Below are 17363 nucleotides of genomic sequence, written 5' to 3' on the forward strand. Positions count from 1 at the left end.
ACGTGATTTTTCACCTCCGCCTGGCATGGCCGGAAAACGCCTCAGGCCGGCAAGCCGTGGGCGATCAATTCCAACGGTAATTCCGTGCTGCACTTGATTTGTTCCATGGAAAAAGCGGACGACACGCCCGTCAATTGCACCGCTTTGATGAGCTTTTTATAAAACGTGTCATAACCCTTGATATCGGTGGTGACGACTTTCAGCAGGTAATCGATGTCGCCGCTCATGCGGTGAAATTCCTGTACCTCGGGCAAGACGATGACGGCGGCGGCGAAGCGGCGTAGCCATTTTTCATCGTGCTGGCCCGTGCGCACGCTGACGAACACGGTCACGGGCAAGCCCACTTTTTGCCGGTTGACGATGGCCACGCGGCTTTCGATATAGCCCTCTTCCTCCAGGCGCTTGACCCGCTTCCAGCACGGCGTGCTCGACAGGCCGATCTTCTCGCTGAGGGCGGCGATCGACAAGGTGCCGTCCTGCTGCAGGGCGGCCAGGATGGCGCAGTCGAATTTGTCGAGCTGAGTACTTGGTGAATTCATTTTGTTATTCCGGCTTTTGTGGCATGAGCATGCTGCATGGTACCTTGTTTGCAGCATTTTTTGGCATATCTTCACGGGAGCAGGCCGGTAGACTATCCATACGTACCAGCCGCCTGCGCTGTGCCCTTTTTATAGAATACTCAGACTGCCATCATGAAAGAAATCTACCTCGACAGCAATGCCACCACTTGCGTGCTGCCCGCCGCCGTTGCCGCCGCCCGGCAAGCGATGGAGCAGGGCTATGGCAATCCCAGCAGCACCCACGCGACGGGGTTGCAGGCCAAGGCCATGATGGATGGCGTGCGCCGGCGCGCCAGCGACCTGCTGGGCGTGGGCGACGGCCGCTTGATGTTCAACAGCGGCGCCACCGAAGGCATCCAGACGGCCGTGCTGTCGGCCCTGTGCGCGCTGCGCGAACGGCGCGATGCCGGCAAGCGCATCGGCAGCCTGCTGCTGTATGGCGCGACCGAGCACAAGGCCGTGCCGGAAAGTCTGGCGCACTGGAACCGGCTCTTGGGCTTGAACCTGGAAGTGCGCAAGCTGCCCGTCGATGCGCAGGGGCGCCACGATCTGCAGGCGCTCGGTGCGCTGATCGGCGACGCGGCCATGCTGTGCACGATGGCGGCGAATAATGAAACGGGCGTCGTCAGCGATTTGTCCGCCATCGCACAACTGCTGCAGGAGCGCGGCGCCGATGCCTACTGGATGGTCGATTGCGTGCAGGCGCTGGGCAAGCTGAAACTGAACCTGGCCGCCACGCGCATCGATTACGCGCCGTTTTCCGGCCACAAGCTGTATGCGCCCAAGGGCATCGGCATGCTGTACGTGCGCGCCGGCGCGCCTTTTACGCCCCTGATGATGGGCGGCGGCCAGGAAGCGGGCCTGCGCTCGGGCACGGAAAACATGGCCGGCATCGCCGCCCTGGGCGCCGTGCTGGCCGCGCTCGACGATGGCAAGACCTTCCGCAGCCACGCCGACCTGGCCGCGTTCCGCGAGCAGCTGGTGGCCAGCCTGGAACGCGCTTTCCCCGGCATCGTTTTCAATATGCCGTTTGACTTGTCCTTGCCGACGACGCTCAATTTTTCCGTGCCGGGACTGTCGTCGAAAGAACTGCTCGACCTGTTCGACGCGGCGCGCGTGCGCGTCAGCTCGGGCAGCGCCTGTTCCGCCGCCAAAGCTCTCCCCAGTTATGTCCTGGAAGCGATGCACGTGCCGCAATGGCGCGCCAGCTCGGCCATTCGTTTGTCGTTCGGCCCCCTGATCGATGCGGCGACCATTACCGCTGCCTGCGCGCGCATCGAGCGTTGCGGCGAGGCCTTGCGCAGCAGTTGTTTGCTGCAGTCAGTGCTGGCGTCATCGCCGCAGGACGGCGCGCAGGACGGCGTAATCCAGCTGAGCGTCGATGGCCAGTGCACCTGGTTGCTCAGCGACGCTGCCAGCGCCAGCTGCGTCGTCATCGATCCCGTCGCCGCGCTCGTGCCGCGCCTGGCGGCCTTCATCCGCTGCCAGCATTTGACCTTGCGTGCCATCGTGCACACGACGGCGCCAGCCGACCATGGCGTGGCGCGCCTGTCGCTGCTGCAGGAACTCGCCATCGAACAGGTGGGCCGCATCGATATCGACGGTGAGCTGTCACTGGGCCAGCAGCGCCTGCTCCGCGTCGAGTGTGGCGAAAACCATGTGTATGTGCTGGGGCAGCGCTTCGCTTTTATCGGTACCCTGGCGCCCGAGGCGCTGACGCCCTTGCTGGATGCGGCGCTGGTGACGCAAGATACCGTGCTGTGCGCCGCATGCGACGACGGTAGCATTTGCGCTACCGTGCGCACCGTGCGGGACGGCATCGTGCCGGCCGCCGAATTGCAGCTCGATGCGGCCGCCTTGCCCGCCTTCCTGCGCCAGCATCCCGATGCCATCCTTGTCGACGTGCGCGAAGCGTATGAACACGCGGCTTGCGCCGGCACGGTATTCGAGGGCTGCGAGGTGCGCAGCGTACCGCTGAGCCGTCTGGCGGGACAGGTGGCCGCATGGTTGCAGCAGCCGCAGCGTCCGCTGGTCTTTTTCTGCCGTAGCGGCAACCGCAGCGCGCGCGCCGCCGCCTGCCTGCGCCGTCTCGGTCATGGCGCGGCATGGCAACTCAACGGCGGCATGGCAATGGCGGAGGCGACGCGTCACCCGCTGGCCATCGCTGCATGAGCTGCTTGAACTTTCTTCCTTGAAATATTGCACCGTGCCATCATTGGCACGGTGCTGCTACTCCTTTCCCTCCGTTCATTTCCTCCAGGCATTTTTCTCCCGCTTCACGCGCTGATTTCTTTGCCGGTACGCCCCTAAAGCGCCGGGTATGTACGCTAGCGCACGGTCTTGCGCGCAGGGCGCCCCTACGATGAAGTTCAGAAAATCTCCCTATACCCTGAGATTCGTCGCAACGCTCCGGCGCTTCGCTTTCCGTCTTCGCCAGTGTCCGATCGTGTTCTTCCAGACTGGGCCAGCGTGACGGAGGCCGCTGGCTGCCTGCGCGCACCTAGCGAGGCCAAGTTGAAAGAGTACACCGCAGTCGTCACGCAGCAGATCAAGGAACAGATTTCCAAAGTCAAGGAAATCTTCCGCGACCATTCCCTTGCACCGGACACCTTCGACGCCGCGCGCGACGATGCCTTGCCCCTGCGTTCCGAATTATTCAGCGCCATGCAGATGGCCGCCCACGGCAAGCACGTGGCCGCCGGCCATGCGGTAGGGCGGCATCACGGCCGCGACCGCCTGCTGGCGCGCCTGGCCGACAATGCGGCCCTGATCACGGCCACCGTCAACGAGCTGACGGCGACCGTCAAAAGCGGGCGCCAGGTCACGCCAGCCTCGGAATGGCTGCTCGATAATTTCTACCTGATCGAAGAGCAGATCCGCACCACGCGGCGCCACTTGCCGAAGAACTACAGCAAGGAGCTGCCACGCCTGACCTCCGGCGCGGACGCGGGCTGCCCGCGCGTGTATAAAATTGCGCTGGAAATCATCTCGCACGGCGATGGCCGCGTCGACCTGGAAAACCTGTGCCACTTCGTCGAGGCTTACCAGGACGTGGCCACCTTGACCCTGGGTGAACTGTGGGCCGTGGCCATCATGCTGCGCCTGGCCCTGATCGAAAACCTGCGCCGCGTCGCCGTGCGCGTGGCCGACGACCGCATGCAGCGCGACCTGGCCAATACCTGGGCCGACCAGATGACGGACATCGCCGAGCGCAATCCCAGCGGCTTGATCCTGCTGGTGGCCGACATGGCCCGTTCGAACCCGCCCATGACCAGCGCCTTCGTGGCCGAATTGTCGCGCCGCCTGCAGGGACAAAGTTCCTCGCTGACCCTGGCGCTGTCGTGGCTGACGCACAAGCTGGCCGAGTCGGGCCTCACCATCGAGCAGCAGATCCAGTCCGAAATCGGGCAGCAGGCGGCCGACCAGGTATCGATCGCCAACAGTATCGGCAGCCTGCGCTTTCTCGGCACCATGGATTGGCAGGAATTCGTCGAGACCATGAGCGTGGTCGAACAGACCTTGCGCCTGGACCCGGCCGGTACCTATAGCCTGATGGATTTCGCCACGCGCGACAGCTACCGCCACGCCATCGAACGCATCGCCAGGCGCAGCGCGCGCAGCGAAGTGGAAGTGGCCGAGATGGTGGTGCAGCTGGCGCACACGCACGGCAACGGCAATGACGCGCGGCGCGGCCACATCGGCTTTTACCTGGTGGGGCGCGGCGTGCTGGTACTGGAAAAGCAGGCCGGCGCCAGGCTGCCCTTCATCGAGGCGCTGCAGCATACGGCGCGCGCCGCGCCGCTGGCCGTCTACCTGGGCGCGATCTCGTTCCTGACCCTGGCGACGAGTGCGCTGCTGCTCGAACGCGCCGTGCGCCATGACGTGCAGGGCTGGCCCCTGGCGGCGCTGGGCGCGCTGGCGCTGCTGGGCAGCAGCCAGCTGGCCGTGGCCGTGGTGAACTGGCTGGCGACCCTGATGACGTCGCCGCACCCGCTGCCGCGCATGGATTACCAGGCTGGCATTCCGTCGGATGCGCGCGGCATCGTCGTGGTGCCGACCCTGATCTACAGCGAGGACAACGTGGCGGCCCTGTGCGAGGCGCTGGAAGTGCGCTATCTCGCCAACCGCGATCCGAACCTGCGCTTTTGCCTGCTGACGGACTTCGTCGACGCCGAGGCGCAAACGATGCCAGGCGACGACGCCTTGCTGCGCCAGGCGCAGGAGACTATCCGCAGCCTGAACGAGAAGTACCGCGTGGAGGGCGTCGCGTTCAAGGAAAACGGCGACCCGGCCGATCGCGAAGAGCTGGGCCATGTGGGGCCGTTCCTGCTGTTGCACCGTCCGCGCCTGTGGAATTCGCAGCAGAATGCGTGGATGGGGCAGGAGCGCAAGCGCGGCAAATTGTCCGACCTGCACGCGTTCTTGCGCGGCGGCGCGCGCGACAAATTCTCGCTGGTGGAAGGCGAGTTGCGGGGCCTGCGCACGGTCAAATACGTGATCACGCTCGACACGGATACGCAGTTGCCGCGCGACGCGGCGCGCGAATTCATCGCCACCATGATGCATCCGCTGAACCGTCCCGTGCTGGATGTGGCCGGCACGCGCGTGGTGGCCGGCTACGGCATCCTGCAGCCGCGCGTGGCCGTGGCGCTGCCCAGCGCGAACGCCTCGCGCTACGAACTGCTGTGCGGCGGCGAGCCGGGCATCGACCCCTACACGCGCACCGTGTCTGACCTGTATCAGGACGTATTTTACGAGGGCTCCTTCATCGGCAAGGGCATCTACGATCTCGACATGTTCGAGCGCGTGCTGGGCCAGCGCCTGCCCGACAATAAAATCCTCAGCCACGATCTGCTGGAAGGCTGTTACCTGCGCGCGGGCCTCTTGAGCGACTCGCAGCTGTACGAGGAATACCCGGCCCGCTACGACGCCGACGTGAGCCGCCGCCAGCGCTGGATACGCGGCGACTGGCAACTGGTCGGCTGGCTGATGGGCCGTGTGCCGGGCCGCGCCGGCAAGCGCGAACGCAATCCCCTGTCGATGCTGTCGCGCTGGAAGCTGTTCGACAACCTGCGCCGCAGCATCGTGGCGCCTGCCACCACTTTATCCCTGCTGCTGGTGTGGGGCTTCCTGCCGCACGTGGCCTTCTGGAGCGCGGCCGTGCTGGCCATCATCTTCCTGCCGCCCGTCTTTTCGGCCCTCTACGATTTGCTGCGCAAACCGCGCGACACCCTGTGGCGCCAGCACTTGGCCGCCTTCGAGCGGCGCTGCGGCGTGCAGTTTTCGCACGCCATGCTGACCCTCGTCTTCCTGCCGTACGAAGCGTGGCTCAGCCTGGACGCCATCGTGCGCACCCTGTGGCGCCTGGGCGTCTCGCACAAGCATTTGCTCGACTGGCGCGCCTCGAACCTGCACACATCGTCAGGCTCGCAGATCGATAGCTGGCGCGCCATGTGGTGCTCGCCCGCGCTGGCGCTGGCCACCTTTGCCGCCTTGCTGGCCTGGCGCCCGGCAGCCTTGCCTGCCGCCGCCGTGGTGCTGCTGCTGTGGCTAGCCGCGCCCGCCATCGCCTGGTGGATCAGCCGCCCCATCGAGCGGGCCGTGGCGCGCCTGTCGATGGAGCAGGGACGGTTCCTGCATGGCGTGGCGCGCAAGACCTGGGCGTACTTCGATACCTTCGTCGGCCCGGATGACCACTGGCTGCCACCCGATAACATGCAGGAGCATCCGAACCTGGTGGTGGCGCACCGCACCTCGCCGACGAATATCGGCCTGGCCCTGCTGGCCAATTTGACGGCTTACGATTTCGGTTACCTCACCTTGGGCCAGTTGATCGAGCGCAGCCGCGCCACCCTGCACAGCATGGGCGAGCTGGAACGTTTCCAGGGCCACTTCTATAACTGGTACGACACGCAAACGCTCAAGGCGCTGCAGCCGATGTACATCTCGACCGTCGACAGCGGCAACCTGGCGGGCCATCTGTTGACCTTGCAACCGGGACTGGTGGAACTGTACGACACTCCCATCATCGGCGCGCAGGTGGTGCAGGGCATACGCACGACGGCGCAGGTGCTGCAGGAATTTATCGCCGCCGAAGGCGAAGGCAAGGCCATGCGCGAGAGCATGCACTTGCTGCAGGCGCAGGCGGCACCCGCCAGCCTGGCCGAATGGCATGCTTATCTCGCCGCCGTGAATGGCGCGGCCGAAGCGCTGCTGTCGCAGACCTTGCAAAGCGAGGATGGCGAACTGTCGATGTGGACGGGCGCCCTGGCGCGCCAGTGCCGCGCGGCGCTGGCCGAATTGCTGCAACTGGCGCCGTGGGCGGCGCAAACGGGTGTCGATGCGGCGTGGCTGCGCGTGCCGACCCTGCGCGAACTGGCCAACCTGGAAACGCCGGAAGGCCTGCCTTCCGAGCTGGCCGCCTTGCTGGCGCAGGGCCGCGACCAGGCGGGCCGCCACATGCGCGACATCGCCCACGCGGCGGGCCAGGCGCGCGACTTTGCGCAGATCGAATACGGTTTCCTGTACAACCCATCGACAAAACTGCTGGCCATCGGCTACAACGTCAGCGAACGGCGCCTGGATCCCAGCTACTACGATTTGCTCGCTTCCGAAGTGCGCCTGGCCAGCTTTATCGCCATCGCCCAAGGCCAGCTGCCGCAGGAGCACTGGTTCGCCCTGGGCCGCCAGCTGTGCATGGTGGCTGGCCAGCCCGTGCTGCTGTCGTGGAGCGGCTCGATGTTCGAGTACCTGATGCCACTGCTGGTGATGCCGAATTATCCGAACACGTTACTTGACCAGACCTACCACTCCGTCATCGAGGCGCAGATCGATTACGGACGTCAGCGCGACGTGCCATGGGGGATTTCCGAGTCCGGCTACAACACGGTTGACGCCAGCCTGAATTACCAGTACCGCGCGTTTGGCGTGCCGGGGCTGGGCCTGAAGCGGGGTCTGGCCGACGACCTGGTGGTGGCGCCGTATGCCAGCATGATGGGCCTGATGGTCCAGCCGGAGGCGTCGTGCCAGAATTTGCAGCGCATGCAGGCGGCCGGCTACATGGGCCGTTACGGCTTTTTTGAAGCGATCGATTTCACCACGGCGCGCCTGCCGCGCGGGCAGGGCAGCGCCATCATCCGCTCCTTCATGGTGCACCACCAGGGCATGGGTTTTCTGGCCCTCAGCTATCTGCTGCACGACCGCCCGATGCAGCGCCGTTTCGAGTCCGATCCGTTGCTGCAATCGGCCTTGCTGGTGCTGCAGGAACGCACGCCGCAGGCTGGCGCGTTTTACTCGAACACGGCCGAACTGGCGGTGCTGCGCAGCGGCGCGCCCGAGCAGGCCATGCCGATGCGCATCCTCACGCAAGCCAACAGCGCCGTGCCGGAAACGCAGCTGCTGTCGAATGGCCGCTACCACGTCATGGTGAGCAATGCGGGCGGCAGCTACAGCCGCTGGAAAGACCTGTCCGTGACGCGCTGGCGCGAAGACTGCACGCGCGACAACTGGGGCAATTTCTGCTATCTGCGCGACCTTGACGATGGTGCCGTCTGGTCCACCATGTACCAGCCGACCTTGGCCGAACCGAAGAAATACGAAGTGATCTTTTCCGAGGGCAGGGCCGAGTTCCGCCGTGCCGACCATGGCCTCGACCTGTACACGGAAATCGTCGTCTCGCCCGAAGACGACATTGAAATCCGCCGCACGCGCATCAGCAATAATTCGAACCGCCAGCGGCGCATAGAGATCACCAGTTTTGCCGAAGTGGTGATGGCCCCGGCGGCGGCCGATGCGGCCCATCCCGCGTTCAGCAAGCTGTTCGTGCAGACGGAAATCCTCGCGCATGAAAACGCGATTTTATGCACGCGCCGGCCCCGCTCGAAAGACGAGCAGATGCCGTGGCTGCTGCATGTGATGACCGTGCACGATATCGAGCGCTACGAGGTATCGTTTGAGACGGACCGCGCGCGCTTCATCGGCCGCGGCAACACGGCGCAGCTGCCGCAGGCGCTGCAGGATAGTGGGCCGCTCAGTGGCGGCCACGGTTCCGTGCTCGACCCCATCGTGGCCATCCGTTACGTCATCACGCTCGAACCCGACCAGGCCATCACTGTCGACAGCGTCACCGGCATGGTCGAGCAGCGCGAGGCGGCGCTGCACCTGATCGACAAATACCAGGACCGCCACCTGGCCGACCGCGTGTTCGAACTGGCCTGGACGCACAGCCAGGTGGTGCTGCGCCAGCTGAACGCGAGCGAAGCGGACGCGCAGCTGTATGCGCGCCTGGCAAATGCCGTGATCTACCCGAATGCGGCCCTGCGCGCCGAGGCCAGCATCCTGATCAAGAACCAGCGCGGCCAGTCCGGCCTGTGGGCGTATGCCATTTCCGGCGACCTGCCCATCGTGCTGCTGCAGATACGCGACGCGGCCAATATCGAGCTGGCGCGCCAGATGGTGCAGGCACATGCCTACTGGCGGCTGAAGGGGCTGATCGTCGACCTGGTGATCTGGTATGAAGAGCAATCGGGCTACCGCCAGCTGCTGCACGACCAGATCATGGGCTTGATCGCCTCGGGCATCGATGCGCAGGCGATCGACCGCCCGGGCGGCATCTTCGTGCGCCTGGCCGAGCAGATCGCCAATGAAGACCGCATCTTGCTGCAGTCGGTGGCGCGCGCCATCATCAGCGACCTGCGCGGCACCCTGGCCGAGCAGGTCAAGCGTCCACCGAGTCCCGTCCTGCGCATGCCGCCGCTGCTGCAGGATCCGGCCCGCGAGCATGGCGGCGTGCCGCACCGGGCGCCAAGGCGCGAGCTGATCCTGGAAAATGGCTTCGGCGGTTTCACGCCCGACGGCCGCGAATATGTGATTACCACGGGTGAAGAAAAACAGACGCCGGCGCCGTGGTCGAACGTGCTGGCCAATGCGCAATTCGGCACGGTGGTGTCCGAAGCCGGCCAGGCGTATACCTGGAGCGAGAATGCGCATGAATTCCGCCTCACGCCATGGCAGAACGACCCCGTGTCCGACCTGTCCGGCGAAGCGTTTTATGTGCGCGACGAGCAAACCGGCCAGTTCTGGTCGCCCTCATCCCTGCCCGCGCGCGGCAGCGGCGACTACGTGACGCGCCACGGCTTCGGCTACAGCGTGTTTGAACACAGCGAGGGCGGCATCGCCACGGAATTATGCACCTATGTGGCGCTCGATGCGGCCGTCAAATACTCGGTGATCAAGGTGCGCAACGACAGCGGCGTGCCGCGCCGCCTGTCCGTCACCGGTTATGTGGAATGGGTGATGGCCGACCTGCGCGCCAAGTCCGGCATGCACGTGGCCACCGAAGTCGACACGATCAGCGGGGCCCTGTTTGCGCGCAATAACTACAACACGGAGTTTTCAGGCAGGGTCGGCTTTTTCAATACGGACGCCAGCATCCGTTCCATCACCTGCGACCGCAATGAATTCATCGGCCGCAACGGCAGCCTGGCGCAGCCGGCTGCCTTGCGCCGCGTGCGCCTGTCCGGCAAGGCGGGCACGGGGCTGGATCCGTGCGCGGCCATCCAGGTGCCGTTCGAACTGCAACCGGGGCAGGAGCGCGAAATCGTCTTCATCCTCGGCGTGGGCGGGCGCCGCAATGCCGACGCCAGCACCATGGTGCAGCGCCATGCGGGCAAGGAAGCGGCCCGCGGTGCGCTCGATGCCGTGCGCGCGCACTGGGACAGCACCCTGGGCGCCGTGCGCATCGAGACGCCCGATCCATCGCTCGATGTGATCGCCAATGGCTGGCTGATGTACCAGACTATCGCCTGCCGTTTGTGGGCGCGCAGCGGCTATTACCAGTCGGGTGGCGCCTACGGCTTCCGCGACCAGCTGCAAGACGCGATGGCGATGATCCACACGGCGCCGCAACTGCTGCGTGGCCACCTGCTGCTGTGCGCGGCGCACCAGTTTGTCGAAGGCGACGTGCAGCACTGGTGGCATCCGCCATCGGACCGGGGCGTGCGCACGCATTGCTCCGACGATTACCTGTGGCTGCCGCTGGCCGCCTGCCGCTATGTGATCGCCACGGGCGACGTCAACGTGCTGTCGGAAGTGGCGCCCTTCATCGAGGGACGGGCCGTCAAGCCGGAAGAAGATTCCTACTATGACTTGCCCGTGCGTTCAGGCGAGTCGGCCGACCTGTACGAACACTGCGTGCGCGCCATCCGCCATGGCCTGCGCCTGGGCGTGCACGGCTTGCCGTTGATGGGTTCCTGCGACTGGAACGACGGCATGGACAAGGTGGGCGAACATGGCAAGGGCGAGAGCGTGTGGCTGGCCTTCTTCCTGTACGAAGTGCTGCAGCGTTTCGCCGAAGTGGCCGTGCTGCGCGGCGACGCGGCGTTTGCCCGGTTCTGCCGCGACGAAGCCGTGACACTGGCGGCCAAGGTCGAGGAACATGCGTGGGATGGCGAGTGGTACCGGCGCGCCTACTTCGACGACGGCACGCCATTGGGTTCGCACACGAACGAGGAATGCCAGATCGATTCGATTTCGCAAAGCTGGGGCGTGCTGTCGGGCGCGGCCAACCAGGAACGGGTGGCCGGCGCCATGCGCCAGGTCGATGCGCGCCTGGTGCGCCGTGATTCCGGCGTGATCCAGCTGCTCGATCCGCCATTCGATAAATCCAGCCTGAATCCGGGCTACATCCGCGGCTACGTGCCGGGCGTGCGCGAGAACGGCGGCCAGTACACACATGCGGCCATCTGGACGGCGATGGCGTTTGCGCGCCTGGGCGATGGCGAAAAAGCGTGGGAACTGCTGCGCATGATCAATCCCGTGCGCCATGGCGTGGATGCGCAGGCGGTGCAACGCTACAAGGTCGAGCCGTATGTGGTGACGGCCGACGTGTATGCCGTGGCGCCGCACGTGGGACGCGGCGGCTGGAGCTGGTACACGGGATCGTCGGGCTGGCTGTACCGGCTGATCGTCGAATCCCTGCTTGGCCTGACGCGCGAAGCGGACGTGCTGCGCGTGGCGCCGGTCATGCCGGCCGAGTGGGACCGCTTCAAGCTGCATTACCGCTTCGGCGCCAGCAGCTATGCCATCACGGTGGAGCAGGCGCAGGGGCGGCCTGCGGGATTGTCGCTCGATGGCGTGGTGCAGGGTGGAAACAGCATCGCCCTGCGCGACGAGGGCCGCGAGTATGCGGTGCTATTGCTGCTCTAGTCTTGCCAGGTGTCGTAATCGGGACGGCGCCGGCCAAGCAGCAGGATCAGGCCGGCGCCCAGCAACAGCAGGTCGCGCGTGCGGACTTCGGGCTCGGATTGCGTTGTCGTCTGAGGGGGGGAGTTCAAGGGTGCCGCCATGGCGGCGGGGAACTGGCTGGCGCAGGCGGCCAGGCACAGCGCCGCGATCTTTCCATTCAAATACATACATTCCTCAAGAAAGCGCGCCGGCCGCTCGGGACAGGCGCGCCAGTGTTCATGTCGGCGACATTGTAATTATAGACATGAACATTGTAAATGAGAAATTATTTCATGTTATGTCAAAACCCCAGGGCCGCACCCGCACCGAGCAGGGTAGCCACGCCCAGCACGGCAAAGACCAGCGCCGCGATGCCGTGCACGAGGCGCAGCGACACGCGGTTGGCGATCCTGTCACCCAGGTAGACGGCTGGCACGTTGGCCAGCATCATGCCGAAGGTGGTGCCCAGCACGACGGAAACAATGTCGTGGTAGCGGGCCGCCAGCGCCACCGTGGCGACCTGCGTCTTGTCTCCCATTTCCGCCATGAAGAAGGCGATCAGGGTGGTCAGGAAGACGCCATATTTTGCCAGCTTCGTCTCGTCTTCATCGAGCTTGTCGGGGATGAGGGTCCAGGCGGCCATGGCGAGGAACGATACGCCGAGCACCCAGCGCAGCACGTCGGGCCCCAGCATGCTGGTGATCCAGGCGCCGACGGCGGCGGCAAACGCGTGATTGGCGATGGTGGCGACGAAAATCGCCAGCACGATGGGCAAGGGCTTGCGGAATTTGGCGGCCAGCAGAAAGGCCAGGAGTTGGGTTTTGTCGCCGATTTCAGCGAGACCGACGATGCCGGTGGAGATGAGGAATGCTTCCATGAGATTGCAAGAGGTACGTGGGCCGGACGAATTAACCAATGATCCACGGGCGACTCCGGCCCATGCGGCCGCCCTGGATCAATGGTCTCGTCAAGTTCTGCAACCACCTGCACCATGGCCTGCGGGCCAATTATGTTGATACAGGTTCCCGCGGCAGGACCGCGGGACGACTACTCCCCAATGTTCGAGGCGCATCATACGCCAATGCCCGCGCCGGCGCCAGTACTGCCGGGGCACAGCATGGCCTGGTGTGTGGGACTTCGACAACAATGATCGATTTGCAAACAGACTCGTCTTAGAATGCAGTCTGTCCACGACTCCCAGATGGAATGCGCCATGCCGGTCCTTGTCCGCTTGCTTGCCTTGTGTTTGACCTTGTTTGCTCCCTTGCCCGGCCTGTGCGCCGCCGCGCCCTTCGACGACAAGTTCCGCCAGCTCGAAGAACTGCTGCCCACGCCGAATGCCTATCGCACCGCGTCCGGCGCGCCGGGCCACGCCTACTGGCAGCAGCGCGCCGATTACGTGATCCGCGCCACGCTCGATGAGGCACGGCGCGCCATCACGGCCAGCGAACAGATCACCTATCACAACCGTTCGCCCGACAGCCTCGCGTATCTGTGGCTGCAGCTGGACCAGAATGGCTTGCGCCAGGATGCCGACCAGCGCCGCGTACTGAGTGCGCCGTCGCGCCAGGCCTGGCTGAGCGGTAGCGAAGACGAAGCGCTGAAATTCGAGGATTTGCGCGCCATCCATGCGGGCCGCGAATTCGACGGCGGCTTCAAGCTTACCGCCGTGAAAGCGGCCGGCGGCAAGCCGCTGCCGTATGTGGTCAACCAGACCATGCTGCGCATCGATTTGCCGGTGGCGCTGGCGCCTGGCCAGAGCATCACGTTCAACATCGACTGGTCGTATCAGATCAATGACCAGAAGGTGCTGGTCGAGCGCTCCGGCTACGAATATTTCGAAGACGACAAGAACGCGATTTTCCAGATTGCGCAGTGGTTCCCGCGCATGGCCGCCTACTACGACGCCGTCGGCTGGCAGCACAAGCAGTTCCTCGGCTCCGGGGAATTCACGCTGGAGTTTGGCGATTACGAGCTGTATCTGACGGTGCCGGGCGACCACGTGGTGGCTGCCACGGGCGAGCTGCAAAATCCTGTCGCCGTGCTGAGCTCCGTGCAGCGCGAACGCCTGGCGCGCGCAAAAAACAGCGATACGCCGCTGCTGGTGATCACGCCCGCCGAGGCGCTGGCGGCGGAAAAGGGCAAGGCGGCGGGCATGAAAACCTGGCACTTCAAGGCGGCCAATGTGCGCGACGTGGCGTGGGCGTCGAGCCGCAAGTTCATCTGGGATGCGCAGGGTTTGAATAGCGGCGGCAAGCGCGTGATGGCCATGTCGTATTACCCGAACGAGGGCAACCCGCTGTGGCAGCAGTACAGCACGCGCGCCGTCGTGCACGCGATCGAGCAGTACAACAAGTACAGTTTCGATTATCCGTATTCGAACGCGATCTCCGTCAACGGCGCCGTGGGCGGCATGGAGTATCCGATGATTGCGTTCAATGGCGGGCGCCCCGTGAAGGACAAGAAGACGGGCGAACGCACGTATTCGAAGACGGCCAAATATGACCTGATCGGCGTGATCATCCACGAAGTGGGCCACAATTATTTCCCCATGATCGTCAATTCGGACGAGCGCCAGTGGACGTGGATGGACGAGGGCCTCAATTCCTTCCTGCAGTACCTGGCCGAGCAGGCGTGGGAAGAGCACTTTCCGTCCTGGAATGGCGAGCCGCGCAAGATCGTTGACTATATGCGCAGCCAGAACCAGGTACCGATCATGACCAATTCCGAGTCCTTGCTGCAGTTCACGGCGAACGCCTACGACAAGCCGGCCACGGCCCTCAACATCCTGCGCGAAACCATCCTCGGGCGCGAACTGTTCGATTTCGCCTTCAAGCAGTACGCCTTGCGCTGGAAGTTCAAGCGTCCGACGCCCGCCGACTTTTTCCGCACCATGGAAGACGCTTCCGGCACGGACCTGGACTGGTTCTGGCGCGGCTGGTTCTATACCACCGACGCGGTCGACATCAGCATCGACGGCATCAGCGAATATGGCGTGAGCACGAAGAACCCGGAAGTCGAGAAGGCGTGGAAGAAGGCGCAGAAGGCGGCCCAGCCCATCTCGATCTCGGACCAGCGCAACAAGGCGCTGCCGAAGAAGGTCGACATCGATCCCGCGCTGAAGGATTTCTACAACCAGCACGATGACTTCACGGTCACCAACAAGGACCGCAACAGCTATGCGGAAGAACAGGAAACGCTGGAGCCGTGGGAGCGCAAGCTGCTGGAACAGCGCAACATGGGCAAGCATCTGTACCTGGTCGACTTTTCGAATCTCGGCGGACTGGTGATGCCGTTGATCCTGGAAATCGAACTGAAAAGCGGCAAGAAGATCATCGAGCGCGTGCCGGCAGAAGTATGGCGCTATGCGCCGCACAAGATCAGCAAGGTGATCATCACGGATGAACCGATGGTGGGCCTGGTGCAGGACCCGTACTGGGAGACGGCCGACATCGACACCAGCAACAACGCATGGCCGAGAAAAATCACGCCATCGCGCCTGGAGCTGTTCAAGCTCGATCGCGACAAGAACAACCTGATGAAGGATGTTAATACGCCGCTGAAGGCGCCCGAGGCCAAGGCCGAGACAAAATAAGGAAAAAGCGCCGGCCAGTCCGGCGCTTTTTTCTGCCAGGCCTGCGCCGGAAGTGCTATTCTGCGCGACGCCTCGGCGCACACGGACCGGGGCTTTCGCAAATCATTCAAAAGACGACCATGCAAACTTTGACCTTCCTGCGCGCGCTGGGCTGTGCGCTACTTTGCCAGGTAACCCTGGCCGCGCACGCCGACCCCCTCAGCTATGCGCGCTACGACCAGGTGCGCACGCGCGACCTGCAGCTGGACCTGAAAGCGGACTTCAAGCAAAAGACGCTGTCCGGCTATGCCGAGCTGTCCTTGAACTGGATCGACCCGGCGGCGCGCACCCTGGTGCTCGATACGCGCGATCTGTCGATTGCGAAAGTGCAGGTGCAGGACAAGCGCGGCGCCTGGCAGATGGCGCCGTACCAGCTGGACAAGGCCGACCCGGAAAAGGGCCAGGCGCTGCGCATCACCACCACGGGCCAGCCGGGCAAGGTGCGCGTCTACTATCACACGGCGCCGAACGCCATCGCGCTGCAGTGGCTCACGCCGCAGCAAACCATGTCGGGCAAGCTGCCTTTCATGTTCAGCCAGTCGCAAAGCATCAACGCCCGTTCGTGGGTGCCGTCGCAGGATACGCCGGCCGTGCGCTTTACGTACAGCGCGCGCATCGATGCGCCAGCGGGCATGCGCGTCGTGATGAGCGCCGAGAACGATGAAAAGGCGACGGGCAAGGGCGGCTGGAAATTCCGGATGCCGCAGCCGATTCCCTCGTACCTGCTGGCGATCGCCATCGGCGAACTGGAAGTGCGCAAACTCGGTCCCCGCTCCGCCGTGTATGCGGAACCGCCGCGCATCAAGGCGGCCGAATACGAGCTGGCCGACACGGAAAAAATGATACAGGCAGCTGAAGCGCTATATGGCCCGTATGGATGGGGACGCTATGACATGATCGTGCTGCCGCCATCGTTCCCTTACGGCGGCATGGAAAACCCGCGCCTGACCTTCCTCACGCCGACCATGATCGCGGGCGACCGCAGCCTGGTCGACCTGATCGCGCATGAACTGGCCCACTCGTGGTCGGGCAACCTGGTCACCAACGCCTCGTGGAAGCACATGTGGCTCAACGAAGGTTTCACCACCTACGTCACCACGCGCATCGTTGAGCAGCTGTATGGCAGCGAAGTGGCGCAGATGGGCGTGCAGGTCGACCAGGAAGAACTGGCCGCTTCGATCCGCGAATTGCCGGCGGCGAAAACGGCGCTGATCACGCGCGATGCGGATGCCAATCCCGCGGAAACGTACACGGACGACGGCATCATCTACCCGAAAGGCGCCTGGTTCCTGGCCACCATGGAGCGCCGCGCAGGCCGTGCCGTGTTCGATCCCTTCCTGCGCGGCTGGTTCGACCAGCACGCGTTCCAGAGCGTGACGACGGAGCAGTTCATTACCTACCTGCGCAAGAATTTGCTGGCGCAGCATCCGGACGTCATGCCGACAGCGGAGCTCGATGAATGGCTGTATGGCACGGGCGTGCCGGCCAGCGCGCAGCGCGTCGTCTCGCCGCGTCTGGCGCTGCTCGACCAGCACCGCGATGCCTGGCTCAAGGGTGAGCTGGCGACCAAGGACCTGGGCATGGACAAGTGGATCGCCATCGAATCGATGCACTTCCTGAACGACATCAACAACAAGGCCAGCGCGGCGCAATTGCGTGAGCTGGACCAGGTCTACGGCGTGGGCAAGAGCGGCAACAATGAAGTCGCTTACCGCTTCTATCTGGCCTCCGTGAACGCCGGCTACGATGTGCGTCAGCCCTTGCAGGCATTCCTGATGAGCGTGGGCCGCCAGAAGTTCGTCGTGCCCCTGTACAGCGCCTTGATGAAGACGCCGCAAGGCCATGCCTGGGCCAGGGACGTGTATGCGAAGGCGCGTGAACGCTACCACCCGGTGACGCAGGAAAGCGTCGATAAATTGATGGCCGCGCAAGCGCATTGAACCTTC

General features: G+C 64.3%; 7 protein-coding genes and 1 riboswitch. Of the genes, 4 read left to right on the plus strand and 3 right to left on the minus strand.

What is annotated here, in order from left to right:
• Positions 1-41 precede the first annotated feature (41 nt).
• On the minus strand, positions 42-539 hold the full coding sequence (locus tag SJI03_RS07085; RefSeq protein WP_035823969.1) for an Lrp/AsnC family transcriptional regulator: 498 nt from the start codon (positions 537-539) through the stop codon (positions 42-44).
• A 153-nt stretch (positions 540-692) separates the two neighbouring features.
• Here SJI03_RS07085 and SJI03_RS07090 point away from each other — a divergent pair, with 153 nt between their 5' ends.
• A complete protein-coding gene (locus SJI03_RS07090; protein ID WP_322426673.1) occupies positions 693-2732 on the plus strand; it encodes an aminotransferase class V-fold PLP-dependent enzyme in 2040 nt (679 codons plus the stop codon).
• A 405-nt stretch (positions 2733-3137) separates the two neighbouring features.
• Entirely contained in the window at positions 3138-11765 is an 8628-nt protein-coding gene (locus SJI03_RS07095) for a GH36-type glycosyl hydrolase domain-containing protein (protein ID WP_416208735.1), read from the plus strand.
• Here SJI03_RS07095 and SJI03_RS07100 read toward each other — a convergent pair.
• Both SJI03_RS07100 and SJI03_RS07105 read right to left on the minus strand, forming a co-directional pair.
• Positions 11762-11971: a hypothetical protein gene (locus SJI03_RS07100; protein WP_322426674.1), complete on the minus strand. Its 210-nt coding sequence runs from the start codon at positions 11969-11971 to the stop codon at positions 11762-11764. The genes SJI03_RS07095 and SJI03_RS07100 overlap by 4 nt on opposite strands.
• 113 nt (positions 11972-12084) lie before the next feature.
• Positions 12085-12660, minus strand: a complete 576-nt coding sequence (locus SJI03_RS07105; RefSeq protein ID WP_058050181.1) for a TMEM165/GDT1 family protein — start codon at positions 12658-12660, stop codon at positions 12085-12087.
• 9 nt (positions 12661-12669) lie between these two features.
• Positions 12670-12851: riboswitch (yybP-ykoY riboswitch) on the minus strand.
• Between the two features lie 145 nt (positions 12852-12996).
• Here SJI03_RS07105 and SJI03_RS07110 point away from each other — a divergent pair.
• Together SJI03_RS07110 and SJI03_RS07115 are read left to right on the plus strand one after the other, a co-directional pair.
• On the plus strand, positions 12997-15378 hold the full coding sequence (locus SJI03_RS07110) for a M1 family aminopeptidase (RefSeq protein WP_322426675.1): 2382 nt from the start codon (positions 12997-12999) through the stop codon (positions 15376-15378).
• A 119-nt stretch (positions 15379-15497) separates the two neighbouring features.
• On the plus strand, positions 15498-17357 hold the full coding sequence (locus SJI03_RS07115) for a M1 family metallopeptidase (RefSeq protein WP_322426676.1): 1860 nt from the start codon (positions 15498-15500) through the stop codon (positions 17355-17357).
• Positions 17358-17363: the final 6 nt, after the last annotated feature.

The organism is Janthinobacterium sp. GMG1 (genome assembly GCF_034427795.1).
In the GTDB taxonomy this organism is placed as follows: Bacteria; Pseudomonadota; Gammaproteobacteria; order Burkholderiales; family Burkholderiaceae_D; genus Janthinobacterium.